22 protein-coding genes are annotated in these 25,680 nt (G+C 68.3%); 15 read left to right on the forward strand and 7 right to left on the reverse strand.

The window, feature by feature from the left end:
- Positions 1-142: 142 nt before the first annotated feature.
- Positions 143-1,210, forward strand: a complete 1,068-nt coding sequence (locus IEY60_RS02580) for a phosphotransferase family protein (protein ID WP_189023377.1) — start codon at positions 143-145, stop codon at positions 1,208-1,210.
- Positions 1,210-2,364: an acyl-CoA dehydrogenase family protein gene (locus IEY60_RS02585; RefSeq protein ID WP_189023380.1), complete on the forward strand. Its 1,155-nt coding sequence runs from the start codon at positions 1,210-1,212 to the stop codon at positions 2,362-2,364. Before IEY60_RS02580 ends, IEY60_RS02585 begins: the two co-directional genes overlap by 1 nt.
- 79 nt (positions 2,365-2,443) lie before the next feature.
- On the opposite strand, the gene IEY60_RS02590 is transcribed toward IEY60_RS02585, so the two are convergent.
- A complete protein-coding gene (locus tag IEY60_RS02590) occupies positions 2,444-4,270 on the reverse strand; it encodes an NAD(P)/FAD-dependent oxidoreductase (protein WP_189023382.1) in 1,827 nt (608 codons plus the stop codon).
- A gap of 118 nt (positions 4,271-4,388) precedes the next feature.
- On the opposite strand from IEY60_RS02590, the gene IEY60_RS02595 reads away from it, so the two are divergent.
- The 3 genes from IEY60_RS02595 (at position 4,389) to IEY60_RS02605 (ending at position 8,171) form a co-directional block, all read left to right on the forward strand.
- A complete protein-coding gene (locus IEY60_RS02595; protein WP_189024809.1) occupies positions 4,389-5,666 on the forward strand; it encodes a sigma-54-dependent transcriptional regulator family protein in 1,278 nt (425 codons plus the stop codon).
- 161 nt (positions 5,667-5,827) lie between these two features.
- Positions 5,828-7,261 carry a hypothetical protein gene (locus IEY60_RS02600; RefSeq protein WP_229739490.1) on the forward strand — a complete coding sequence of 478 codons (1,434 nt, stop codon included), beginning with the start codon at positions 5,828-5,830 and terminating at the stop codon, positions 7,259-7,261.
- Between the two features lie 7 nt (positions 7,262-7,268).
- The gene (locus IEY60_RS02605; protein ID WP_189023384.1) at positions 7,269-8,171 is read left to right on the forward strand and encodes a helix-turn-helix domain-containing protein; all 903 of its coding nucleotides are present in this window, start codon (positions 7,269-7,271) and stop codon (positions 8,169-8,171) included.
- Here the strand turns inward: IEY60_RS02605 and IEY60_RS36445 are convergent.
- On the reverse strand, positions 8,108-8,527 hold the full coding sequence (locus tag IEY60_RS36445) for an alpha/beta fold hydrolase (RefSeq protein WP_189023386.1): 420 nt from the start codon (positions 8,525-8,527) through the stop codon (positions 8,108-8,110). The two genes, IEY60_RS02605 and IEY60_RS36445, sit on opposite strands and share 64 nt — an antisense overlap.
- Here IEY60_RS36445 and IEY60_RS02615 point away from each other — a divergent pair.
- From IEY60_RS02615 to IEY60_RS02640, 6 genes are all read left to right on the forward strand, one after another.
- A complete protein-coding gene (locus IEY60_RS02615) occupies positions 8,511-8,804 on the forward strand; it encodes a winged helix DNA-binding protein (protein WP_189023388.1) in 294 nt (97 codons plus the stop codon). The two genes, IEY60_RS36445 and IEY60_RS02615, sit on opposite strands and share 17 nt — an antisense overlap.
- Positions 8,805-8,917: 113 nt before the next feature.
- The gene (locus tag IEY60_RS02620; RefSeq protein ID WP_373291659.1) at positions 8,918-10,036 is read left to right on the forward strand and encodes an AI-2E family transporter; all 1,119 of its coding nucleotides are present in this window, start codon (positions 8,918-8,920) and stop codon (positions 10,034-10,036) included.
- The gene (locus IEY60_RS02625; protein ID WP_189023393.1) at positions 10,033-10,689 is read left to right on the forward strand and encodes a cyclase family protein; all 657 of its coding nucleotides are present in this window, start codon (positions 10,033-10,035) and stop codon (positions 10,687-10,689) included. The genes IEY60_RS02620 and IEY60_RS02625 overlap by 4 nt, the downstream gene beginning before the upstream one ends.
- Positions 10,690-10,746: 57 nt before the next feature.
- Positions 10,747-11,550: a HEAT repeat domain-containing protein gene (locus IEY60_RS02630; RefSeq protein ID WP_189023396.1), complete on the forward strand. Its 804-nt coding sequence runs from the start codon at positions 10,747-10,749 to the stop codon at positions 11,548-11,550.
- A 442-nt stretch (positions 11,551-11,992) separates the two neighbouring features.
- Positions 11,993-13,582, forward strand: a complete 1,590-nt coding sequence (locus tag IEY60_RS02635; protein ID WP_229739491.1) for an alpha/beta hydrolase — start codon at positions 11,993-11,995, stop codon at positions 13,580-13,582.
- Positions 13,583-13,682: 100 nt separating this feature from the next.
- A complete protein-coding gene (locus tag IEY60_RS02640; RefSeq protein ID WP_189024813.1) occupies positions 13,683-14,069 on the forward strand; it encodes an Rv0313 family protein in 387 nt (128 codons plus the stop codon).
- 22 nt (positions 14,070-14,091) lie between these two features.
- Here IEY60_RS02640 and IEY60_RS02645 read toward each other — a convergent pair whose 3' ends face one another.
- Positions 14,092-15,057, reverse strand: coding sequence for an antibiotic biosynthesis monooxygenase (locus IEY60_RS02645; protein ID WP_189023400.1), 966 nt, complete (start codon positions 15,055-15,057; stop codon positions 14,092-14,094).
- A 1-nt stretch (position 15,058) separates the two neighbouring features.
- Positions 15,059-15,625 (reverse strand): nucleoside deaminase, encoded by a 567-nt coding sequence (locus IEY60_RS02650; RefSeq protein WP_189023402.1) that lies wholly within the window; start codon positions 15,623-15,625, stop codon positions 15,059-15,061.
- 324 nt (positions 15,626-15,949) lie between these two features.
- Between IEY60_RS02650 and IEY60_RS02655 the strand changes: the two genes are divergently transcribed.
- Positions 15,950-16,825, forward strand: coding sequence for a 3-methyladenine DNA glycosylase (locus IEY60_RS02655; RefSeq protein ID WP_189024815.1), 876 nt, complete (start codon positions 15,950-15,952; stop codon positions 16,823-16,825).
- On the opposite strand, the gene IEY60_RS02660 is transcribed toward IEY60_RS02655, so the two are convergent.
- Entirely contained in the window at positions 16,822-18,543 is a 1,722-nt protein-coding gene (locus tag IEY60_RS02660; protein ID WP_189023404.1) for a BCCT family transporter, read from the reverse strand. The two genes, IEY60_RS02655 and IEY60_RS02660, sit on opposite strands and share 4 nt — an antisense overlap.
- 223 nt (positions 18,544-18,766) lie before the next feature.
- Here IEY60_RS02660 and IEY60_RS02665 point away from each other — a divergent pair, with 223 nt between their 5' ends.
- The 3 genes from IEY60_RS02665 (at position 18,767) to IEY60_RS02675 (ending at position 22,398) form a co-directional block, all read left to right on the forward strand.
- Positions 18,767-20,341 carry an LVIVD repeat-containing protein gene (locus tag IEY60_RS02665; RefSeq protein ID WP_189023406.1) on the forward strand — a complete coding sequence of 525 codons (1,575 nt, stop codon included), beginning with the start codon at positions 18,767-18,769 and terminating at the stop codon, positions 20,339-20,341.
- 2 nt (positions 20,342-20,343) lie between these two features.
- Entirely contained in the window at positions 20,344-20,958 is a 615-nt protein-coding gene (locus tag IEY60_RS02670) for a DUF305 domain-containing protein (RefSeq protein WP_189024817.1), read from the forward strand.
- Positions 20,959-21,159: 201 nt separating this feature from the next.
- Positions 21,160-22,398, forward strand: a complete 1,239-nt coding sequence (locus IEY60_RS02675) for a molybdopterin-binding protein (RefSeq protein ID WP_229739493.1) — start codon at positions 21,160-21,162, stop codon at positions 22,396-22,398.
- A gap of 6 nt (positions 22,399-22,404) precedes the next feature.
- On the opposite strand, the gene IEY60_RS02680 is transcribed toward IEY60_RS02675, so the two are convergent.
- Both IEY60_RS02680 and IEY60_RS02685 read right to left on the reverse strand, forming a co-directional pair.
- Entirely contained in the window at positions 22,405-23,217 is an 813-nt protein-coding gene (locus IEY60_RS02680) for an IclR family transcriptional regulator (RefSeq protein WP_189023408.1), read from the reverse strand.
- Between the two features lie 181 nt (positions 23,218-23,398).
- Positions 23,399-25,642, reverse strand: a complete 2,244-nt coding sequence (locus IEY60_RS02685) for an ATP-binding protein (protein ID WP_189023409.1) — start codon at positions 25,640-25,642, stop codon at positions 23,399-23,401.
- Positions 25,643-25,680 lie beyond the last annotated feature (38 nt).

A 25,680-nucleotide genomic window follows, 5' to 3' on the forward strand; every position in this document is an offset into this window, starting at 1 on the left:
TGAAAATAGGAACAGACACAGAGCTCAATCGCCTCTCAGGAGTCGTTGACAGACTGTCAACAGCACGGCTATGTTAACGCTCATTCTCGCCTGTCGCTGAACGGACGGAAACAGCGAGGCCTGACCCCAGTTCGAGGAGAGCATGTCCGAGACAGACGAGATCGACGCCGATGCCGTTCTCTCACCAGCAGATCTGACAGCGCTGGCGACCTGGATGGATGCCCACGGTCTCGGTTCGGGCCCGTTGCTGTCTGTCGAACCGGTGACCGGCGGAACCCAGAACGTCATGGTCCGCTTCGAACGTGCAGGGCGCGACTACATTCTGCGTCGTGGTCCGCGCCATCTCCGTCCGCGGAGCAACGACGTCATCCGGCGCGAATTCAAGATCCTGAACGCCCTCGCGACCTCGGATGTGCCGCACGCCGACCTCATCGCCGCGTGCGGCGACGAATCGGTGCTGGGCGGCGCGGTCTTCTATCTCATGGAACCGATAGCCGGTTTCAACGCCGGCGTCGAACTTCCCGCACTCCACGAGCGCGACGTCGCCGTCCGACAAGACATGTGCCACAGCCTGATCGACGCACTGGCCCGGCTCGGCGCCGTCGACCACACCGCGGTAGGGCTCGGGGATCTCGGCCGGCCGGACGGGTTCCTCGAACGTCAGGTGCCCCGATGGCTGAGCGAACTCGACTCCTACGCTGCCTTCCCCGCGTATCCGGGCCCCGCGATCGGCCCGGTCACCGAGGTCGCGCGATGGCTCGACGAACACCGCCCCACCTCGTTTTCCCCGGGAGTGATGCACGGCGACTACCACGCGTCCAACGTGATGTTCTCCTACTCGACGCCCGATGTGGTGGCCGTCGTCGACTGGGAGATGTGCACGATCGGTGACCCACTGCTCGACCTCGGCTGGCTGCTGGCGACCTGGCAGTTGCCGGGATCGCCCCACGAGTTCGCGGGCCGATTGACCCGGGCCGGCGGGCTGCTCACCTCCCGCGAGCTGGTAGCCCGCTATGCCGAGCAGTCGAATCGCGATGTCTCGGCGATCGATTGGTACACCGTCCTGGCCTGCTTCAAACTCGGCATCGTGCTCGAGGGGAGCTACGCGCGGGCACTCGCGGGCAACGCGCCGATGAGTATCGGTGAGCGACTACACCACACGACGCTGCGCCTGTTCGAACGCGCGCAAACCCTGATGAGTGGAGAGTGATGATCGACTTCGAGATCCCTGCCGATGTTGCCGAACTGCGTGACCGGGTACGAAAGTTCGTCGACACGGAAATCGTGCCGTACGAGAAGGACTCCCGCGTCACCGCGCACGGCCCGACCGACGAACTTCGCCGCGAGCTGATAGCGAAGGCGAAAGCGGCAGGCCTGCTGTCGGTCCAGCAGCGACCCGAGGGCATGTCGCACCTCGAGCAGGCAGTGATCTTCGAAGCCGCCGGTTGGTCGACGCTGGGTCCGGTCGCCATGAACTGCGCCGCGCCGGACGAGGGCAACATGTTCCTGCTGTCGAAGGTCGCCGACGCCGATCAGGCCGCCGAGTACCTGGACCCTGTCGTAGCGGGCACCACGCGTTCGGTGTTCGCCATGACCGAGCCCGACGGCGCGGGTTCCGATCCCAGCCAGTTGTCGACGACCGCGGTTCGCGACGGCGGCACCTTCGTGATCAACGGACGCAAGTGGCTGATCACCGGCGCCGTCGGCGCCGACACGTGGATCATCATGGCCGATGTTCCCGGCGAAGGCGCGACGCTGTTCCTCTGTCACGGGGACACGCCCGGCATCGTCATCGAACGGGTCATGAACACGATGGACCGCAACTACGTCGAGGGACACTGCGTCGTCCGGTTCGAAGACCTGACCCTGCCGGAATCGTCGGTCCTCGGCTCGGTCGGCCAGGCCTTCCGCTATGCGCAGCTGCGACTGGCGCCGGCGCGCCTCACCCACTGCATGCGCTGGCTCGGCGCCGCATCCCGCGCCCAGTCGATCGCCATCGAGCATGCGAAAACCCGGACGTCGTTCGGCAAGCCGATCGGCCGGCATCAGGGCGTCGGCTTCCTGCTGGCCGAGAACGAGATCGCGCTGCAGCAATGCCGGCTGATGATCTGGTGGGCGTGCTGGCACCTGGACAAGGGCGCCAAGGCGCGACACGAGTCATCGATGGTCAAGGCGATGGTCTCCGAGGAGCTGTTCAAGGTGGCCGACCGATGCGTGCAGGTCCTCGGCGGCATCGGGATCAGCGACGAGACGCCGGTCGCGGCGATCTTCACCGACATGCGCGCGTTCAGGCTCTACGACGGGCCGACCGAAGTGCACAAGTACGCCATCTCGCGCCAGCTGTTGCGGGACGCTGCCGAGTAACGAGACCTGCACGGAGTCGGGCGACGCCCCTTCGACCCGATCGAAGGGGCGTCGCCTTCCCGGACCGCGTGGCCTGAGGTCAGCTCAGGTGGTGCACCTCCTGTTTCCCGTAGACCGGGGTCGGGATCCCCTCGAAGCGGGCCTTCAGCTGCAGTGCCAGATACAGCGAATAGTGGCGGGATTGGTGCAGGTTGCCGCCGTGGAACCACAGTCCCCGCTGCTGGGTCGGCTTCCACATATTGCGCAGCTCGCCCTCCCACGGTCCGGGATCTTTGGTGGTGCCGGAGCCGTAACCCCAGCATTTGCCCACGGTGTCGGCGACATCCTGGCCGATGAGGTCGGCGGCCCAGCCGTTCATCGAGCCGTATCCGGTCGCGTAGACGACGAGGTCGGCGGGCAGCTCGGTCCCGTCGGCGAGAATCACGCTGTCCTCGGTGAGTTCGCGCACCTGCCCGTGGGCCAGCGCGATGTCACCGTCGGCGACGAGTTCGGCGGCGCCGACATCGATGTAGTAGCCGGAGCCGCGGCGCAGGTACTTCATGAACAGTCCGGATCCGTCGTCGCCCCAGTCGAGGTCGAATCCGGCACGCTCGAGGCGCGCGTAGAAGTCGGCGTCGCGTGCGCGAATGGCGTCGTAGACCGGGATCTGGAACTCGTGCATGATCCGGTACGGCAGGGAGGCGAAGGTGAGATCGGCCTTCTGCGTGGTCATTCCGGCCGCCAGGGCCCGCTCGGAGTACAGGTCACCGAGTCCGAGTTCCATCAGCGAATCCGATTTGACGATGTGTGTGGAGGACCGCTGCACCATGGTCACCTGCGCGCCCGCTTCCCACAGTGCCGCGCAGATGTCGTGGGCGGAGTTGTTCGCCCCGATCACCACCGCGCGTTTGCCCGCGTACCGGTCCGGTCCCGGGTGCTGGCTGGAGTGATGCTGATCGCCCCGGAAACGGTCCATGCCAGGGAAATTCGGGACATTCGGTTTGCCGGACATGCCGGTCGCGAGCACCAGGTGCTCCGGCCGCAGCACCACCGGCTCACCGTCGCGTTCGACCTCGACGGTCCAGGCGCCGCTGCCCTCGTCGAAGCTCGCCGAGGTGCAGGTGGTCTTGGACCAGTACGGCACCTCCATCACCTTCGTGTACATCTCGAGCCAGTCGCCGATCTTGTCCTTGGGCGCGAACACCGGCCAGTTGTCCGGGAACGGCAGATACGGCAGGTGGTCGTACCAGACCGGGTCGTGCAGACACAGCGACTTGTACCGCTTGCGCCACTGGTCACCGGGCCGGTCGTGCTTGTCGACGACGAGCGCGGGCACACCGAGCTGCCGCATCCGCGCACCGAGAGCGATGCCGCCCTGTCCCCCACCCACGATGAGCACATACGGCTGGCGGGCGTAACCGAGCTCACTCTGCTCGCGTTCACGCTGCTCGGACCAGGTCACCCGAGCACGGTCGGCGCCGTGGCGCGAACCCTGGGGCCGCCGAACGCCTTTGCTCTCCTCGAAGCCTTTGAGTTCCTGCATCGCGGTCAGCAATGTCCACGCGCCGTCCTCGGTGAGCCGCAGGTGCCCGGTGCCGCGGCCCGCGCCGGTCTCGAAGCCGATCCACGCGCTGATGACGCCGTCGGCCTCGGTCGGCGGCTCGGTGGTGTGGAATCCCGACGGGTCGGCGGCTGCCAGCTGGGCCCGGAGCATGTCGGCCACGCCGGCCCTGCCTTCGACGGTCTTGATGTTCCAGGTGAACGCGATCAGGTCGCGCCAGAAGCTGTCGGTGGCGAACATGCTCGCCGCGGTGTCGACGTCGCGGGCGGCCAGCGCCGCTTCGAATGCCGTCAGCCAGGCGTCCACGCGCTGCTGCGGTCCGACCGCGTCCGATCCGTCCACGACGGGATCGAGTGTCTGGGTCATCGAATCCTCCTCCACAATCTGTGACCTAGAGCACACGCCACGGACCAGGGGTGGCACAATCGTTGCAGTGCGTTGCAACGCGCGCCGCGCCAGGGACACAACGGATGAAGGGCGGATGGTGGGCGATTTCAGCGCGATCGAACCCGGCACCGACCTCTCCGGCTACGCACGTCAGCTGATTCGCATGCACGATGCCGTGATCGCCGGTGGCCGTTCGCCGCTGCGTCCGCGGCCGCTCGTTGCCCGGTCGTGGTCACGGGTGATGGCAGCGGGGTTGGTCCCGGACCAGCCGAGGGCGCGATCGATGCTCGCCGTCGACGATGTCGAACGCCGGCGCCGCGAATCCTCGCTCAGCGCGGTGATCGAGGACCTGACCCAGGCGGTCTCCGGTCTCACCGACACCGCCTCCCCGCTGATGCTCGTGATCGCCGATGCCGAGGGCGTCGTCCTCTGGCGATACGGTGCGGCGAAGGTCCGGCACCGGGCGGATTCGCTCGGCTTCCGCGAGGGCGCGCGCTGGACCGAGGACGCGGTCGGCACGAACGCGATCGGCACCGCGCTGACCGAAGCCAGCCCGGTCCAGCTGTTCTCCGGCGAGCACTTCGAGCAGTTCCAGCATCCCTGGTTCTGCACCGCGGCGCCGATCCACGACCCACGCACCGGTGACCTGCTGGGAATCGTCGACATCAGCGGTCCCGCACTGGCGCTGCACCCCGCCATCACCGCACTGGTGGCCACCGGAGTCCGGCTCGCGGAATCGCAACTGTGGCGTCATCACGAGAACCGGCTCGAACGACTTCGTTCGGCGGCCGGGCCCGCGCTCGCGACGCTGACCGGTCCGGCTGTGGTCGTCGACGAGCACGGCTGGGTCGCGCACGCGATGGGTGTGGCCGCCGGTCGCCGGGTCGCCGTGCCCTCCGCCGGTCGAGCGATCAGCGTGGCAGGGCTCGGCATGTGTACCACCGAGCAGCTCGCCGACGGCTGGCTTCTCCGGCCGGACACGCGTTCGCGCGTCACCCGTGTCGAACTCGACCTGTCCGGCCCACCGACTCTGCGAGCTCTCGGCGGCGAATCCGGTTGGTGCAGTGCGCTGTCGGCTCGCCACGCCGAGATCTTGCTGCTGCTGCACCTGTCGGGTCGTCGCGGCATGACAGTCGGCCAGATGAGCGAGGCGCTCTACGGCGACCCGGATCACGCGGTCGCGGTGCGGGCGGAGGTTTCGCGTCTGCGGCGCGTGCTCGGTTCCGTTCTGGCGAGTCGCCCCTACCGGATCGCCGAATCCGTCAGCCTGACCATCGATCTCGGGTCCGCCGATCGGCTGGCCGATTGCGATTTCCTGCGTCACACCGCCGGGCCCGGACTTCGCGCGCGGTGCGGAATCGACTTCGGCCGTTGACTGTTTCTCCTCGGCCGGCCCACAGGGTCTTGCCAAGGTAGTGACGATCTCCTAGCCTGTACCGCCATACGAATATTCGAATATTGGCTTTCGAATATTCGTTGGTAGGTGGAGTTCCCGGGTTGGGTGCCACGCCTGCACTACATCCCAGGGAGTCGCCCGTGTTCGAGAGAATGGGTCGCGCCGCCGCGACCGCCGCACTCAGCATGACCGCGTTGCTGATCTTCAGCACCGGCACCGCCACGGCAGGCTTTGGTTCGCTACCACCCGCGAATCCCCATCTCGGCCCGCCGGGGACCGCGACCATGCACGGTGACGCCGAATCCTCCGACGCCACACCGTTCGCCGGGCCAGGCACGGGGAGTGTCGACAGCGACTTCCGCGAGCTCGCGGCGGCCTGCCCGACCATTCTCCAGGGCGCCGACGGGATGCCGCAGGCCCTGTGCACGAAGATCATCGACCGCGCGCCGACGGTGTTCCTGCTCGATCCCGCCAACGGTCAGCCGCTCGCCTCCCTCGATTTGAGCAAGGGCAGCCTCCTCGGTGGCGTGTACGCCTACCTCGACAGCAGCGACCGCATGGTCACCGTCGACGGCAGCGGCAAACTGCTGCGCATCGGTCACCGCCGAGACGGTGGCGACTGGACCGTCTTCATCGACTCGGCCACCGATATCGCCCAGGCGGTCACCGGCCACTGCGGCGGCGGGGACTGCGACGCCGTCAGCTCGGTCATGCCCGATTTCGACGGCCGGGTGTGGTTCGCGACCGACAATGCCGTGGCCGGCTTCTCCGACCCGGCGATCGGCGTGGCCCGCTCGATCGTGCTCGGTCCCGGCGAGAAGGTCGCCAACAGCATCTCCACCGCGCCGGAAGGCGTCGCCGTCGCCACCACGCACGCGTTGTACCTGGTCGACGTCGACAGCTCCGGCAACCCGCGCGTGGTGTGGCGCCAGGCCTACGATCGCGGCCCGGCGCGCAAACCCGGTCAGCTGTCCTGGGGCACCGGCGCCACCCCCACCTTCTTCGGACCCGGCAGCGGCACCGAATATCTGGCGATCACCGACAACGCGGTGCCGAAGGAGAATCTGCTGGTCTTCGACACCGCGACCGGCAACCGGATCTGTTCGGTGCCGACGGTCGACGGCACCGAGAACTCCCCCATCGGCGCGGGCAACAGCCTGTTCGTCGCAGGCACCTACGGATACCCGTACCCCGCCGTTCCCGAGGGCGCGGGACCGAGCGAACCGGCGAACGCCCAGTTCACCGGCGGCATGGTGCGGGTCGACGTCACCGGCGCCGGATGCCGGGTGGTCTGGACGAACAAGGCGCTGTCCGCGGCGGTGCCACGCCTGTCGGTGGCCGACGGCAAGATCTACACCGTCACCCGGCACACCGTCATCCCCACCGGCAGCGTCGGATTGACCGACAACTTCCGCTACACCGTGATCGATGCCGTCTCCGGGCGCATCGAAGCGGAGAAGCTGATCGGGGCCACCGCACTGCACAACACACTCCAGATGGTCGGCACCATCTCCCCCGACCGCACCCTCTATCAGGGCACGATGAGCGGGCTGTTCCGCATCGCACCGCGCTGAGCGACGCATGCGATCCGATTCGTCTCGCCCCCAGGATGATTCACCGCCGACCAGCCGGGTCGTCGCCGTGGTCGAGCTGCTCGCGGCCCGCGGCACCGCGCTCTCGGCGGCCGAGATCGCGCAATCACTCGCACTGAGCCGGTCGACGGTGGGAGCCATCCTGTCCACCCTCGACCGGCACGGGTGGGTCCGGCGACACACCGACCTGACCTACCAGCTGGGTCCCGGCCTCGCCCGGGTCGGGCTCCTCGCGCCCGCGGCGGTCACCGAGAGTGAAGCGATCGGTGCGGAACTCGAGCAGCTGGCCACCCGGGTCGGCTGCGGCGCCGCCCTCACCGCGCTGAGCGGGGACGACCTCGTCTTCGTGACGGTCGTCGGCGGACACGGCCTCATCCCCGCCGGCATCGAGAACGGAACCCGTATCCCGCTGCTCCCGCCCGCGGGCGCGACCCTCATCGCCCACGCTCCGGTCGCCACCCAGAACAGTTGGCTCGATCGCGGTGATCCCGCACGCCGCACCGAGTTCCGTGAGGTCCTGGCGACGATTCGCACCACCGGCTGCTGCGCCTGGAGCCTGCGCCCCGGCGCACTCACCGCGCTGCGTGTCCTCGCCGATGTGGTCGATCTGCTGTCCGGCCGACCCGCCGCCGACGAACTTCGGGGGCGTGTCCTGAGTCTGCTCGGCGACATCACCGGCAGCGCCCATACCGAAGCCGACCTGAACTCTTCGGCGTCGCTGTCGCTCGGCTATCTGAGCGCCCCGGTCCTCGCCGCCGACGGCCGCGCCCTCTTCGAAGTCCAGATCGGCCCGCTCCGTACCGAAGTCACCGCCGAGGCGCGCCGGCGCTACATCGACGAACTGCTCGCCACCGCGCGCCGCGTCGAACGCATCGCCGCCGACGACCAGTAGGCAGGTCCGGTCCCCGGATCAGCCGAGCTCGCGAACGAACTCCTCGACGAGCCTGTTGTAGGTCTCCAGCTGCTCCGTCTCATGGCTCCCATCGACACGCCCACCGGCACCGCGGGACCCGCATCGATATGCCGCAGCAAGGCCGCCAGATCGTCGGTGTGCCGGAAAGGCATTGTCGCGTTGGCGGGTTCGCCGTGTCCCCGCGCGTCGGGAGCGATCACACGATGCCCTCGGCGCGGACCAAACAGCTGAGCATCGAACATCGCCGAGCCGAGAAAGGCGGCATGGAGCAGCACCAGCGGGGCGCCCGGACCTCCGGTGTAGCGGTTCGTCCAGCGGATGGTCAACGACGCCATGGCCGCCGACCTCGTCGCCACCCTCAGCAACCCCCGGCATCGACGTTCACCGCTGATCACCTTGACGGAACAGGGGCGAGCGGCGATGGCAACGACGAGCGCCCGCGAACACGCCAGGCTCCGCGATGTCCGTGGCGACCTCACCGCGGCCGATATCGACACCTGCCTGCGCGTCCTGCGTCACCTCCGTGAACCCTTCGCGAAGGTGGACCTGAACGACGACATGGTCGGCGGTGACACCGTGCACAGTTCGACCGCCGGTACCGACCGCGACTAGCCGACGTCGCGCGACATTTCCGGGAAGCGTGCCAGACTGGCTGCGTGAGCGGGCCGGTGAAAGAACCCAGTGGGGCACAACCGAACGGAAAGTCGTGGCGTGATCGCGGGGACGTGATCGGAAGCGGGATCCTGTGGGTGGCCAAATGGTCACTGTGCATCGTCGCGATCGCGGCGGGCGCCTGGGTACTCGGTTCGGTCACCGCCCGGCTGTGGGTGGTGCTGCTGCCGGTCGCGCTGGCGATCGTGGTGACCACGATCCTGTGGCCGCCTACCCGCTGGCTGACCCAGCACAAGCTGGCGCCCGCGCTGGCCGCGACGATCACCCTGGTGGGATTCCTCGCGCTGCTGTCCGGGGTCATCGCGCTGATCGTGCCGTCGGTGGCCGATCAGGCACCCGAACTCGCCGACAAGGCCACCGCGGGCGTCAACCAGGTCCGCGACTGGATCCAGGGACCGCCCTTGCGCCTCCGCGACGAGCAACTCGACTCCGCGGTCGAGGCGATCGTCGCGCGGCTGCAGTCCAGTGGCGCGCAGATCGCCAGCGGCGTGTTCACCGGTGTGAGTACCGCGACATCGGTCCTGATCACCGTGTTCCTGGTGGTGGTGCTGGTGTTCTTCTTCCTCAAGGACGGCACCCGTCTGCTGCCCTGGATGCACACGGTGTTCGGCACCCGCAGCGGCCGCCACGTCGAGGCCGTCCTGGAACGGGTCTGGGCGACCCTGGGCGGATTCATCCGCACCCAGGCGATCGTCAGCCTGGTCGACGCCGTCTGCATCGGCGCGGCGCTGTTCATCCTCGATGTTCCGCTGGCGCTGGTGCTGACGGTGATCACCTTCATCGGTGGATTCATCCCGATGGTCGGCGCTTTCGTCGCCGGTGCGCTCGCCGTCCTCGTCGCGCTGGTCGGCAACGGCTTCACCACGGCGCTGATCGTGCTCGGCGTCGTCATCGCGGTGCAGCAGCTGGAAGGCAATGTGCTGCAACCGGTCCTGCAGAGCCGCAGCATGGAACTGCACGCCGTCATCGTGCTGCTCGCCGTCACCGCGGGCGGCTCGCTCTACGGCATCACCGGCGCGTTCCTCGCGGTGCCGGTCGTCGCGATGATCGCGGTGGTCATCCGCTATATCGGCGAGCAGATCGACGCGGCCACCGGACCGCCCCCGGAGGTAGACGAGCCGGACAGTGGCGAGGCCGTGGCGACCCCACCGTCGCCCGAGCCCGCCACATGACCCTGATCGACCTGACCCTGCCGATCCACACCGGTATGCCGGTGTTCCCGGGCGATCCGGAAGTCCGGCTGGAACCGGCACTTCGCGTCGCGACCGACGGGGTGAACGTGCTCGGCCTTCACCTCGGATCGCAGACAGGGACCCATGTCGACGCACCCGCCCATCTCGACGACAGTCTGCCGACACTCGACGAGCTACCCCTCGAGCGCTTCACCGGGCCCGCGCAGGTCGTGGACGCGCGGGCGGTCGCGGCGCGCGGTGTGATCGGGGTCGACATGTTCGACATCGATCTCGTCCCGGGTTCGGTCGTGCTGATCGCCACCGGATGGTCCGCCCGCTGGGGTACCGACGACTATCTCGCCCACCCATACCTTGGCGCGGATGCCGCACAGATGGTGGTGGACGCGGGGATTCGGACCATCGGCATCGATGCGCCCAGCATCGACCCGTCCGACGCCGATGATCTCGACCTGCCCGCGCACCGGATCCTGTGCGGGGCGCACGCGGTGATCGCCGAGAACCTCATCAACCTCGACCAACTGCTGGTCGCCCAGTCAGCAGGCGCGTCGATCGAGGTTTCCTTGTTCCCGCTCCGGCTCAGCGGGGCGGACGGAGCTCCGGTCAGAGCGGTGGCACGAGTCTCGAGCCGCTGACGCTGCGCCGGACGTGGCCGCCGGAGACGAGCGCATAGCCCCAGGTACCGTTGCGCGGTGAACCCAGCTGACGCGCGACTCCTCGAAGACGGTGACCTCGAGACCCGCGAGGAAAATCTGCGACTCCTGCTCGCGCGGGCTACCGACGGCGACGCATCGGCCAAGGAAGCGCTGTGCGCGCTCGTCCGCGACTATCCCGACTACCACCGCTCGCTGTACAGCCGGGCGCTGAACCGGGTCGCGGTCTTCGGCGACGACAGCCTGCGGGCACCGCTGCTCGCGTCACTGGCCGACACCCGGTACAACTGCCAAGCCTGGGCCGCGATGGGCTGCGCGGCGCTCGGCTTCCGCGACGCGGTTCCCGGCTTGATCGCCCTGCTCGACCACCCACAACAGATGGCCCGCGAGCAAACGGTGATCGCACTCGGCATCCTCGGCGACGAATCGGCCGTCCCGGCGCTCACGCCCCTGCTGCGCGACCCGATCACCGGTCTGCGCGAACGTGCCGCCGAGGCCCTCGGCCGCATCGGTGGCGACGCCGCCCTGGCCGCACTCTGGGACGAATTCGAGAACCGCCGGTACTACCGCATCGGCTATATCGCCAGCGCGCTGGCCACCTTCACCCCGGACATCATCCCGAGGCTGTGCGAAGCGGCCACCAGCGACGACCCGGACCGGCGATACTGGGCGGCAGTCGCTCTCGGTTCGACCGGCGACGATCGTGCCGTGCCGACGCTGGAACGGCTGATGGCCGGCGACCGCGGCTCGACAGTCTTCGACGGCATGGTGAGCGTCGCCGCGAAGAAGGGCCTGCGCACCCTACGCCGAATCCAAGCCGCGATCGCCGCCCGCGAATCCTGACAGCAGTTGCGTTCGTCGAGCGCGGCCGGTTACCAGGGCAGCGGACCGTCTTCACCGAAGAATCCGGCGGTAGGAGCGGCGCAGTAGCGGCAGCATCGCATCGGTCACCGCGATCACGCCGAAGACGTTGGTCTCGAATACCGCCCTGACCGCGAATCCCGAGCGCCGACCAGCACCGTGATGCCCAGAGCTGCCAGTTGTTCGGCGGCCGCACGGCCGATTCCCTTGTTCGCCCCGGAAACCAGTGCAACCTTCTTGTGTGCGTTCATGTCTCGCTCTCCCTGCTGGGTGGATGTGGTCGACGCACACAAGACGCCGGTGCCCGCGCTCTTGTGACAGGACAACGACGTGCCCTGTGCCACTGGGCGGCCACGCGATCTCAGGGTTGCTGTCCCCCGAATGGGGGACGACACCCGGCGCGCCCGGCATGACCATTGTTCGCATGCCAACTCCGACATCGATCGTCTGCGGTGTCATCGCCGCGCTGACTCTCGTCGCCGGCGGCTGCACCTCGATCGACCAGGTTGCGGCCGGCGCGGGCAAGAGCGTCGCGGAACTGGTCGCGCAGGCCGATGCCGTGCCCACACCTCGAGTCTCGTGGACGCCATGTGCGGAGGAAGCCCTGCGGCGATACGAATGCGCAAGCGTGCCTGTGCCATTGGACTACGCCCGCCCCGACGGACCGACCATCGCACTCGCGATTCTCCGGCAACGCGCATCAGACCCGACGCGCCGGATCGGTACCTTGTTCACCGCGGCGGGTGGACCGGGTGGTTCCGGAATCGATTGGGCCGCCGACGGCGAACTGTTCCCCGGCGAGCTGAGTCGGCAGTTCGACGTGATCACCTTCGACCAGCGTGGAGTCGGGCGAAGCGCCCCCGTCCGCTGCTTCCCGAATTCGGCTGTCCAGAACGAATTCTGGCGCAATATCGCCATCCCGCCGATCGACGACCGGCAACAACACGGCACCGAGAACGCCAGTCGACAATTGGCAGCCGGCTGCGCGGCCGAGAGCGGCGAACTGATCTCCCACCTGACAACCGTCGACGCTGCCCGGGATCTCGATCTGCTTCGACGCGCGGTCGGTGACGAAAAGCTGACCTATGGAGGCAGCTCCTACGCCAGCTACTTGGGCATCGTCTACGGCACACTGTTCCCCGATCGTGTTCGCGCCCTGCAGCTTTCCTCGATCGTCGATCCCGACGCCTACACGACCGACACCCGTTCCCACATCGCCGATACGGCACAGGGCACCGAAGAGGTACTCACCGAACTCCTCCGGCTGTGCGCAACCGCCGGACCGCGACACTGCGCATTCGCCGGCTCGCCGAAGTCGAGTGCCACGGATCTTCGGGCGCGCGACACCGCTGTGCTCGACCAGTCGAAGGTGGCGCCGATTCAGGTCGGGCAAGGCAGCGAGTCGGTGTCGGTGACCTACAACGAGATCGTCCAAGCGCACGCCATGCTGCTGTACAGCCCGGCCCGAGGGTGGCCTGCACTGGCCACTTTGCTGACCGAACTCGAGCTCGGTTCGGCAGGCCACCCCGACGTGGTGCGCGAAATCCTGGCCGCCGTCGGAATGACCGGAGACTTCCTGGCCTCCTTCGTAGCGATCTCCTGTGCGGACAACACCTTCACCCGACAATCACACCGATGGCCGGAATTCGCGCAGGAAAGCGCCGAGCGATCCCCCGTGTACGGACCGTTCTGGCTCTACCTGCGCCAGCCCTGCGCCGCGTGGCCGGCACCCGAGACCGGCTACCCACAGCGATTCACCGGCCCCTGGACCCAGCAGTCGCCGGTACCCGCGCTGCTGCTCAACAACCGTTTCGACCCGGCGACGCCGCTGACCTCCGCGCGCCGCGCAGCGCAGGCGATGGGCACGGCACGCCTGGTGGTGGTCACCGACGGCTACGGCCACGAGCCGACCGGCGAGTGCGCCACCACACTCCGGGAGCGCTACCTCATCGACCTGCGGATCCCCGAACCGGACACCACGTGCACCACCGGACAGACTCCCTTCGCCGAATGACCCGTCCAACGCTCGTCGAGGCGAGGGCATCGTGGCGAAGGCGTCGTTTCGCGAGGACACTGAGGGCGTAGCCCCCACCTCGTCCTCAGGAGGACATGCGATGGCAACCAACGGGCCTTTCGGCATCGATCCGGAAGATTTCGAACGCGCACTACGGGAGGCGGGAAACGAGCTCCGCGGCCTTGTCGGGAAGGCCGGCGGATACCTGGAGCGCGTAGATCAGGTCGGAGTCGGGTCCCTGACGTCGCTGCTCGGGCAGCTTGTCCAACAGCAGCGTCAACCGGAACCCGAGCCGGCGACGGCCGGGGAGACCGGCAGCGGGGTGTGGGCGATCTACACCATCGAGGACGACGGCCAGGCCAGGGTCGATCAGGTCTTTCCGAACGAGCTCGAGGCTTTGCGCGCGCATCGTGACAACACCGACGATCGGCGTCGGGTGCGTTTTCTGCCGTACGGGGTTCCGGCGAGTGTGCTGGATACGCCCTGACCGCGGCTGACGGAGTCGAGCGTCACGGAAGTGTCCAGAACACCCGAGTTACCAGGTAGAAGAACACCGCGGCGAGCGTCAGAAAACCCACCGACCAGGCGAGGCCGATCAAGTCGGTGCGAGTATCGCGGCCCGATCGCATCCAGAACCCCAGCGCGCGGGTGACGACCGGCATCACCACCCAGGTCAGCAGGCTGACCGACAGGATGTTCCCGATCAGCAAGCTGATCCACAGCTGTCCGCCCGGCCAGATCTCGGTGATGATCAGGGTCAGGATCACCACCGTCGGATACAGCCCCACCAGGACCGACATTGCCGTCTTCCACGACGCGGGACCGTCTTCCTCGCCGGTCTTGCTCGGCGGAAACCACGACCCGTAGGGGTTGGCGATGCGGTGCACCTCGAAGTCCCGGAAGTCCGGGGCTTCCGCGAGCAGCGCCTTGCGCTGGGGCGATTCGAGCCATCGGTTGAGGTTCTCGGCCGACGAGAAGGAATAGATGATCGTCCACTCGTTCTGAACACCCGGAACCGGCCGATGCAGCTCGGATCCGCGAAAGCCCCTGAACGTCCGCTCGACCTCGGTCATGCGGTCTTGCCAGGCGATGAACTCCGTTTCCCGATCGGCCGCCACCGGATGTGACACGACGACGGTCACTCCCGCGTCGTCCGGCTCGTCGACCAGCACATGCTGCGTCGAGGGCCGTTCGAAGAACTCGGTTCCGCTCGCGAGCAGCTCGGCCCGCGTCTCGCTGCCGAGCCAGCGCTTCAGGTTGACGATGTCATCGAACCGGTACACGACCGACCACTCGGACTGAGCGTCACCCGGGGGTGTGACGTCGGCACCGAGAAACCCCGGGAATTCCGCCGCGGCATCGTTCACCGCCGTCTGCCACCGCCGGAACCCGGCCTCGCGGCCTGCTCGAAGCTGCTGGGTGATGACCACCGTCGCCGGGGCAGGCCTCGGCGCTCCAGCCTTCGCAGCCGACATGTCAGTACGGGTGCTTATCGGGTTTTTCGGCCCAGGTCTTGTACGCCTCGGCGCCCAGATCCCTGCGGAACTGTTCGATTTTCACCCGCCGCTCCGACAGCGGTCTCGTAAAGTCCTCGTATTGAAACGCGTCGTCGAAGCCGATTTCGCTGGTGTCCGCCAGATCGCTCGCGAAATGCACGGCATCCAGACGAGACCAATAGATCGCGCTCATACACATGGGACAGGGAGCGCCACTGATGAAGATCTCCATCCCCATCAACATTTTCGCCCGCTCCGGCAGCTTGTCGGCCGATCCCGCAGGCCGCGGGACCAATTCGAGCGTCGACTCGTTCTGGTGTTCTTTGGCAATGCTCGGCGCTTCGGCATTGACTACCTGCGTCGCCTTGCGGATGCATTCGATCTCGGCGTGCGCGGTGGCATCGCCGGTGAGTAGCACCCGATTCTGCCCCCGCGCGACGATCACACCGTCCTTCGCGATGACGGCGCCGAACGGTCCACCCCAATCATTGTCGACCGACTCTATCGCCAGTCTGCAAGCCTCTTCCATGAGTTCATCCGGTGTCATCGGATTACACCTCGCAGTGTGGATTTTCGCGGCTGCTGTTCGCTTCGCGGACAGCGAAGTCGAGAGTATGGACGTGATTTCATGAGCACACGGAATACGCTCCGGCGCCCTTCCCGACGGCGATTTCTGCCGTAGCGGCTATGGCCTACACGAGCACCTCGACCTGCGCCGCACATTGAATCTACCTCCGGCCTGACCGGTGCGAAATAGCTCGCAGAGTGGCCGATGCATGAAAGCAACGTCCGGCCCTGGATCGGTCTCCGCGGGCCGGTACGGGAGAATGGCCTGGTGAGCGCGTACTACGACCTGGACCCTGCTGTCGACCTGCGGGTCTTGCCCGCGGTCGAGTGGCAGGCGCGTGCGCAGCTGCATCGGGAGCGGCTCGATCGGCTGGTCGGGCCGTATCTGGAGCGGCGGGCGGCGGGTACCACGCATCCGGTGATCGACTTTCTGTTCACCTACTACGGCAACAAGCCGTCGCAGTTGCGGCGCTGGCATCCCGGGTTCGGGATCGGGTTGGGTGATGCGGGGGACTACGACGGTGCGCGCGGGTATCACCGGGTGGAGGGTGAGGTGTTCACCGCCGATCCGGCGTATCTGGTGAAACGGCGGGACACCATCGAGTTCGTGGGCCGGCTGCTGGGCGCGACGGCGCGGCGCCCGGCGCAGTTGTCGTGTTTCGGGCTGCATGAATGGGCGATGGTTTATCGCACCGAGGACGTCCGGCATCAGCAGGTGCCGTTGCGGCTCGGGCATGCGGGGACCGATGCGGTGGTGGAGTCGATGTCGTTGCGTTGCACGCACTTCGACGCGTTTCGGTTCTTCGCTCCCGAGGCGGTCGGCCGTAATGCCGAACCGCTGACTCGGGCCGATCAGGTGCTGCGGGAACAGCCGGGGTGTCTGCACGCCAATATGGATCTCTACAAGTGGGGGTTCAAGCTCGCGCCGCTGATCTCGTCGGATCTGCTGCTCGACTGCTTCGAACTCGCCTGCACCGCACGCGAACTCGATATGCGGGCCAGTCCCTACGATCTGCGCGAGTTCGGCTATGAGCCGGTTCGCATCGAAACACCCAGTGGGCGAGCCGATTACGTGCGCGCTCAGGCCGCGATCGCCGAGTCGGCCGACGCGCTGCGGGGTCGTCTGCGGCAGGCCTGTGCCGACCTCTCGGCGGTGCTGGAGCGGGTCGTAGCGGGCTAGCCGGGGTCGGACTGTTTCTCGACGTCGTCGTCGGCGGGTTCGGTGACCAGCGCGAAGTCGCCTTCATGGCGTTCGGTGCCCTTGTCGACGGCGATCTCGACGAGCTCGATGCCGCGGTCGGCACGCAGGATGAGCGGATCCTCGCGCAGATCCTTGTACAGCGAGACACACATGGCCGCCATCACCACCAGGAACGGCAGCGACACCACCGTCGTCAGCGCCTGCAGGCCGGTCAGCGCGCCGCCGAGATCGTCGGAGTCGGCGATCACCAGCATGATCGCGGCGACCGCACCGGTGGCCGCGCCCCAGAAGATGACGATCAGCCGGGACGGTTCGATGCTGCCGCGTTCGGACAGGGTGCCCATCACGATGGAGGCCGCGTCGGCGCCGGAGACGAAGAAGATGCCGACCAGGATCATCACCACCACCGTGGTGACCGAGGTGATCGGGTACTGGTCGAGCAGGTGGAACAGGGCGAAGTTCGAGTCGACGGAGCCGTCGGCCTCGGTGAGCGCGCCGTCTTCGGCCTGCTCGGCGATGCCCGCCCCGCCGAAGACCGCGAACCACAGCAGGCTCACCGCGCTGGGCACCAGCAGCACGCCGGTGACGAACTGGCGGATGGTGCGGCCACGGCTGATCCGGGCGATGAACATGCCGACGAACGGCGTCCACGAGATCCACCAGGCCCAGTAGAAGATCGTCCAGCTCGACAGCCACCCCTGCATCGCCTCGTCACCGGCGCCGGTGCGCGAGGCCATCGTCGGCAGCAACTCCACGTAGTCGCCGATCGAGGTCGGGACCATATTGAGCACGAACAGGGTCGGCCCTGCGACGAAGACGAACGCCGCGATCGCCAGTGCCAGCACCATATTGATGTTCGACAACCACTGGATGCCACGCTCCACCCCCGACACCGCCGACAGCACGAAGGCGACCGTCAGGCCCGAGATGATGGCCACCAGGCCGATTTTGCCGATGCCGTCGATCCAGCCGTTGAACTCCATTCCCGCGCCGATCTGCAGGGCGCCGAGGCCGAGGGAGGCGGCCGAACCGAACAGCGTCGCGAAGATCGCCATCATGTCGATGGCGCGGCCACCGATGCCCTCGGCGTGCCGGCCCAGCAGGGGCTGGAACACCGCGGAGATCAACTGCGAGCGGCCTTTTCGGAAAGTGCCGTACGCGATGGCCAGACCGGCGACGGCGTAGATCGCCCACGGGTGCAGGGTCCAGTGGAACAGCGTGGTCGCCATCGCCACCTCGGCGGCGGCGGGGGTGCCGGGCTCGGCGGTGTGCGGCGGCGGACTCACGTAGTGCGACAACGGTTCCGCGACACCCCAGAACATCAGCCCGATGCCCATGCCCGCGCTGAACATCATCGCGATCCAGGAGACGGTGCGGAATTCGGGTTTCTCGTCGTCGGCGCCGAGCGGGATCCGCCCGTATCTGCTGACCGCCAGCCAGATCACGTAGACAACGAACGCCGTCGCCACCAGAACGAACAGCCAGCCGGTGTTGGTGATGACCCACTTCTGCGCGGATCCGGCGGCCGAGGCGAGGCTCTCGTCGTCGAGGACGCCCCAGGCGACGAAGGCCAGTGCGCCGATCGCGGTGGCGCTGAAGACGAATCGGTCCAGCCGGGGCTTTCCCGGCGATCGACCCGCTACTATCTTCTCGGTCGTGTCCGCGCCCTCGGAACCGCCTGCGACATGGTTCGACATGGAATCCGAGTCCTTTCCGGTCGCGGAACAGTCCCGCCAGCTGCACCTGTCGTAACTCAGGCAACCGTACAGCGTTCCGTCACCGGGGTGGGGGATTCGACCCGCCGGGCGAGCGGCCGGTTCGGCGAAACTACCCGCGCGGACACACCACTCGATTTACCATCCACAGCAACGGACAGCTGTCTGGGTCAGTGGGGGCTGGGTAATGGTCGGGAGGCAACGGATGCGCGGACGTTCGGGTAGGGCGGTCTTGCGGTATGCGGCGCTGGCGGCCGTCACCGCACTGGTCTGCATCGGGTTGCCTGCCGGGTCAGCGGCGGATCCGTTCGCCGAGCTCAGCGGTGCGGTGCAGGAATTCCTCGAGGTCGGGCGGACCGCGGTGCCACGGGCGGACTGCGGGCCGGGATCGCTGCCGGAAACCGGAATGCAGGGCGATGTACCCGCCGGTGACCGAGACAGTGGCCGCAGCACGCAGGGCTACCGCTGCAATATGTCGATGGTGGGCAACTATCAGGGCCGCGGTGCGGGCATCACGTCCACGAGTTTCGAGCACTGCGCCTATGTCGGCACATTCTTTCCTGGCAACATGCTCAGCGAACAGCAGGGCGTGCAGGTACTCGACGTGTCCGATCCCGCGAACCCCCGGCTGACGGCGACGCTCGTCGAGCCCGCGATGCTGGCGGGGACCTGGGAGACGTTGAAGGTCAACACCACTCGCAAACTGCTCGTGGGAACGGGCGTCCCGGCCGCTCTCGGCGCGGGATATCTGTCGGTGTACGACATCTCCGAGTGCGCGCATCCGCGGCTGCTCAACCCGGGCACCGGGTCGAATCTGCTGATGCCGCTGCCGATCACGACCCACGAGGGCGGCTTCTCCCCCGACGGCCGCACGTACTGGGCTTCGGGACTGGTGCCCGGCTTCCTCAGTGCCGTCGACCTCACCGATCCGGCGCAGCCGCGTGTCGTCTGGCAGGGGCTGACCGGGATCGAGGCGCACGGGCTCGGCGTGAGCCCGGACGGGAACCGGCTCTACCTCTCCGCGCTCGGCGGTTTCACCGTGCTCGATGTGAGCGCGGTGCAGCGACGCGACCCGAATCCGCAGGTGCCGCACCTTGGCCGGACGTTCTGGACCGACGGGTGGGCCACCCAGCACAGCGTGCCGGTCACCTACGACGGCGTGCCGCACCTCTTCACGGTCGACGAAGGCGGTTCCGGCGGTGTGAAACTCATCGATGTCTCCGACGACAGCGCGCCGCGGATCGCCGCGAAGATCAAACTCGAGATCAATCTGCCGGACAATATCGACGCCAATGTCGGGTCGTCGATGGGTGGTTCGGCGTTCTCCTACGAATCGCACTATTGCGCGGCCGATCGCCCCGACAATCCGACGGCGCTGGCGTGCGGCTGGATCTCGTCCGGGATCCGGGTGTTCGACGTGCGCGATCCGGACGCCATCCGCGAGATCGCCTACTTCAATCCGCCGGCGCGGACCGGGCGCAATCTGGAGGTCTGGAACTCACCGCACGCGCTGATCTCGATCATCGGCGTTCCGTTCATGAGCGCGCCCGCCGCGCTGCGCGCGATGGCGGAGGGCCGGTTCGATCCGGCGCAGGCATTGACCTCCCGCGCAGGCGATATCGCGTTCGGTGATATGTCGACCGACTGGTGTTTCTCGCCGCCGGAGTGGCGTGGTGATCAGCTCTACGTCGCCTGTTCCGACAACGGGTTCATGGTGCTGCAACTCGACAACGAGGTGTATACGCCGCCGGCGGATCAGCAGTCCACCGTCGGGTCGTGAGTATGAGCCGTGCGATCCGCGTAACCGCGCTGTGCGCCGCCGCCATGTTCCTGCTGGTGCTCGGCGCGGCACTGCGTCCGCTGCTGATTCCCGAAACCACCATGCCCGCACCGGTACTCACCGCTGTCGAGCTCGGCTTCGCCCAGGACATGACCGCCCACCATCAGCAGGCGCTGATTCTCACCGAACGCCTCGACCCCGCTGCCGATCCGACCGTGCGCAGGCTGGCCGATCAGATCGCCGACACCCAGCGGGTGGAGATCGGCACACTCCTCGGCTGGACACAGCTCGCGGACGCGCCGCCGACCGCCGCTCAACCGATGGTCTGGATGGCGGCATCCGCAGGGCACCACCATGATTCGCCGACAGCGATGCCGGGCATGGCGACCACCGCCGACCTCGACGCCCTGGCCGCCGCGCGGGGCGCCGAGGCCGAAACGCTGTTCCTGCAATTGATGTACCGCCACCACTCGGGCGGCGTCACCATGGCCCGCGCCGCCGACGTTCAGATCACCTCGGGACCGGTGAAGCAGGCTGCCCGCGCCATGGCCCAGTCCCAGAGCCAGGAACTCGGCTACCTCGGCATGCTCCTCGACGCCAGGGGCATCCGCCCCTGAACCGTGCGTTCTCGCACCGGCCTCGACCAGTCGGGATTCGGCCCAGGATCACCGGGTGCCCGCCTCCGATCACCGCCGCGACGGCGATGTGTCCGAATGCGCACCGGATTCGGTCCGTCCTGGTGAGCACAACGTCACCGTGGGGCAACTGCCCAGAAAATCGCAGGCAACGGCCCATGCGGACGATGTGCAGGATTGTCGGTGAACTGTGGTCGGAGGCTGGACGTGGTGGTGAGCGCACGAGCGGGCGTGGTTGTTCCGGCCGTGGAATGCGGCCTGGCCAGGGTGCGCGCCCAGATTGCCGAACGCCTGCTGCCGATCGGCGTGCGGGAGCTGCCGGTGGCCGATGCGGTCGGCGCCACGCTGGCCGTCGCCCTGACCACCGGCTCCCCGCTCCCCCGTGCCGACAGCGCGGCGATGGACGGTTACGCGGTGTCTGGTCCCGGTCCGTGGTGGCGTCTGCATCAGCAGGTCAGGTATGCCGGACGCAGCTGTTCGGTGGTGCTGGCGCCCGGTGAGGCGGTGCGCATCGCCACCGGCGCGGCCACGCCGCTGGGGACCACCGCCACCCTGCGCGACGAGCACGTGGTGACGACGACGGTGTCGGGCAAGCCGGTGGTGATGCGGGCGCCCGGCGCGCCGGTGCGCGACGACACCCGGCGGCAGGGCGAGCACTGGGACACCGGTGTCGAGCTGGCGGGCGCTGGCACCCGGGTGTCGGCCGCGCTGGCCTCGGCGGCCCTGAGCGCCGAAGCCGAGACGGTCACTGTGCGCGGGCCGTTACGGGCCGATGTGGTGATGACCGGCGACGAGATCCGCGCGGTCGGCCCGCTCGGGCCAGGGGAGACCAGGGACTCGCTGGGACCGGTACTGCCGGAGTTCCTGCGCTGCTGCGATATCGAGAGCACCGGACTGTGGCACCTCGCCGACAGTCATGACCTGCTGCGCTCCTGGCTGACACTGAAATCGCATGCCGACCTGGTGGTGATGGTCGGGGCGACCGGCCGCGGCGCCGCCGACCACCTGCGCACGCTGCTGGCCGATCTGGGCGCGCGCATCGTGATCGAACGGGTGGCGATCCGTCCGGGCGGCTCCACGCTGGTGGCACAGCTGCCCGACGGCCGCGTCCTGCTCGGCCTGCCCGGCAATCCGTTCGCCGCGGTCGCGGCCCTGCTGGCCATCGGCCCCGCCGTCATCGACGCGCTCACCCTGCGCACGCCCGGCCCGACCATGTGGGGCAGGCTCTCCGACGCCGGGGTGGCGGCCGGTGAGGCGACGCGGATCGTCCCGGTGCAGCAGCAGACCGGCGGTGTCTGGCGCAGCACCGGCCCCGCGCACACGCCACACCTGGCCGGCCTCATCGGCTGCCAGGCACTGGCCGTCCTCCCACCCGGCACCGGCCGCGGCACCCTCGTCGAACTGCTCCCGCTCCCCCACTGAGCCGCGCTACTGCCATCGCGCGTACCGGGGAAAGACCGCCCGCGCGGCCTCGTCGGCGACTTCCACGAGGACCCGGGCCAGACTGCTCGTGCCGGGGGCGCGCACACCGCCGAGCCTGCCCGACAGCGACAGCGCGGCGACCGCACCGGGCGCGCGGCCCCGGATCGGCACCGCCACGCACACGACTCCGGCGACCGACTCCTCCCGATCGACGGCGACCCCCTGGTGACTACGGACGCGGTCCAGTTCGCGATGCAGTTCGGCACGGTGGCCGATCGTGCGCGGCGTCAGCTGCGGCAGCCGCTCCCGGAAGGCCAGCTCGACGATGCTCGGTTCCAGGGTGGCGAGCAACGCCTTACCGACAGCGGTGCAGTGGGCGGGCATCCGGCCACCGAGGCGGGTGGGGATGCTGTCGCAGGAGCGGCCGACCGCCTTGTCCAGGTACAGCACTTCGGGGCCGTCGAGCACGCCGAGGTGCCCGACCATGCCGGTCCGCTGACAGACCTCGTGCAGCAGCGGGCTCACCACGTCCCGGATCTCGTTGTGCTCGACGGCGAGTCCGCCGAGTTCGAGCGCCCGCGTACCGAGTCGGTAGCCACCGGGTACGTGCGCGAGCCAGCGCAGCCGGACCATCTGATCGATGATGCGGTGCACGCTAGAGCGTGGCAGCCCGGTGTGTTCTGCGACATCGATCAAGGTGCGGACCGGGCTTGCCCCGTCGAACGCGTCCAGGATCAGCGTCATCCGCTCGATCATCGATACCGGCGCCGGACCGCCGCGCTGCGCGGACCCGGCCTGGACGAGCACGTCGACCGTCATGGCTCACCTCATCTACTTCGCACTGCTGTCCCCCATCACAGTGCCGTCCCGCCCGCGTGCGGGAATCCAGGAAACTACGGAGATCACGCGGCGACTACGGATCTTGTCCGGTCCCACTCAGCGGCTGGCCGACTCCGCCCACCGGGATCGCCGCCCCCTCCTTCGCGCGGAAATGGCAGTGTCAGAGGGTGTTCCGGTTGACCCAGGCGGCGATCTGGGTGCGGGAGGTGAAGCCGAGTTTGGTGAGGATGTGGTCGACATGGCTCTCGGCGGTGCGGATCGAGATCACCAGCTCCTGCCCGATCCGGCGGTTACCGTAGCCCAGGCCGATCAGGCGGGCGACATCGCGTTCCCGGCGGGTCAGCACGCCCGGCCCGACCGGTTCGACGGCGGCGATCGGGGGCGGCGAGCTGTCCATCGCGTAGTCGACGGCGTCGTCGAGGGTGAGCGAGGCGCCCGCGTCGAAACAGGCGCCGAACTCCTGCTCCCCCAGCGCGGCCTGGACGCGATCGCGGACCCGCTGACCGATGAGCTGGGTCATCGCGTGCGCCAGCCGCTGCGAACTGCCCTGGCGCACAGTCGAAGCCGCCCCCATCAGGCGGGCGGCGCGCACCAGGTCGCCGTCGGCGGCCGCCGCCCAGGCCAGGCCGTCCACACTGGTGGCGAGCCAGGCGCACCGATCGAAGAGCTGGAACAGTTCGATCGACCGGCGCAGCGCCGCGACCGCGCCCTCCTGATCACCGTCGCGCCACCGCTGGGTGCCGACGGCCCAGTACGCGAGACCACCGAGCAGGTGGGAGTCGTGCTCGGTGGTCAGTGCCAGCAGGCCTTCGGCCATGGCGCCGGCGACCGGGTCGTCGAGGGCCAGCGCGCAGACGGCGGCGAAGGCCAGGCTCTCCATCTCCACCCGCGGATGGGCGCAGTCGCGCGCGCTCACCGACGACGCCACGGCGATGTCGAGTGCGGCGCGCAGGTCGCCCGCCCCGAAGGCGAGCACCGCCCGCGCCATCTCGGCTTCGACCAGCACCTGCGCCGACCCGGATTCGGCGGCGATCTCCGCGCTGGCACGGACGAAATCCGTCGCGGTCTCGGTATCGGACAGCATTGCCGCGATCACCGAGCTCGCCGCCAGCGCCCTGGCCCGGTCGACGCTGCGCTCGGTGTCTTCCGCCAGTGCCTCGGACAACCAGCGGTAGCCCTCCAGCAGAAAGTGACAGTGCTCCCAGAACGGCCACAGCTCGGTCGCGATCTCCAGCGCACGCCGGGCGCCGGCCGGATCGGCGAGTGAGAATTGCAGTGCCGCACGGAAATTGGCGTGCTCGCGGGCGACATCGCGAAACCAGTCGACGTCGGTGGCACTCCAGTAGTCGGTGCGCCCGCGTCGGGCCAAACGGTAGTAGTACTCGCGATGGCCGACGCGGACCGCGTCTTCGTCGCCGCGCGCCCGCAACAGGTCGCGGGCGAACTGACGCAACGGCTCGAGCATCGAGTACCGTCCGGCACCGTCGGCGCCGGGTCCGTAGGCCAGCACCGACTTCTCCACCAGCCCGGTCAGCGCGGCCAGCAGCGCGGACGGCGAACCGACCAGGCAGACCGCTTCCGCGGCGTCGAGGTCGAAGCCGCCCGCGAAGACCGACAGCTGCTCCCAGAGCCGCTGCTCGTCGGGCGTGCACAGGTCATAGCTCCAGCGGATCGCCGAGGCCAGGGTCTGCTGACGGTGCGGTGCGGTCCGCGGGCCGGTGGTGAGCAGGCCCATCGCGTCGTCGAGGCGGGTGAGGACCTGGTCGGGGGTGAACATCCGCATCCGCAGGGCCGCCAATTCCAGCGCGAGCGGAATGCCGTCGAGCCTGCGGCAGATCGCGGCCAGGGTCGCCGCGTTGGCCGGGGTCTTGCGGAAGGCCGGGTCCGCGGCGGTCGCGCGGTCGACGAGCAGCCGGGCCGCGGGGCTGTCGAGGTCGCCGGAGGCCGGATCCGGTACCGACAGCGGCGCGACCGGCAGGACCTGTTCGCCCGGCACGCCGAGCGGTTCGCGGCTGGTCGCGAGAATCCGCAGACCGGTCGTCGCTGGGATGATCCGGTCCGCGAGCGCCGCGCACGCGTCGATCACGTGCTCACAGTTGTCCAGGATCAGCAGCAGGTCCCGGTCGGCCAGGAAGTCGGTGAGGACGGCCAGCGGCGCGCTGGTGTCGTCGCGCAGGCCGAGCTCGCGTGCCACGGTCGCCGTGACCAGGTTCGGATCGCTGACGTGCGCCAATTCCACCAGCCACACACCGTCGGGAAACACCCGCTGCACGGCCTCGCCGACCCGCCTGCTCAACCGGGTCTTGCCGACGCCGCCCACCCCGGTCAGCGTGAGCAACCGGGTACCGCCGAGCAGTTTCCTGGCCGCCGCGACATCGTCGTCGCGGCCGACAAAGCTGGTCACTTCCGCCGGGAGGTTCCCTGACACACGCCTGCCCACGC

The organism is Nocardia rhizosphaerihabitans, from assembly GCF_014646295.1.
Lineage (GTDB): Bacteria > Actinomycetota > Actinomycetes > Mycobacteriales > Mycobacteriaceae > Nocardia > Nocardia rhizosphaerihabitans.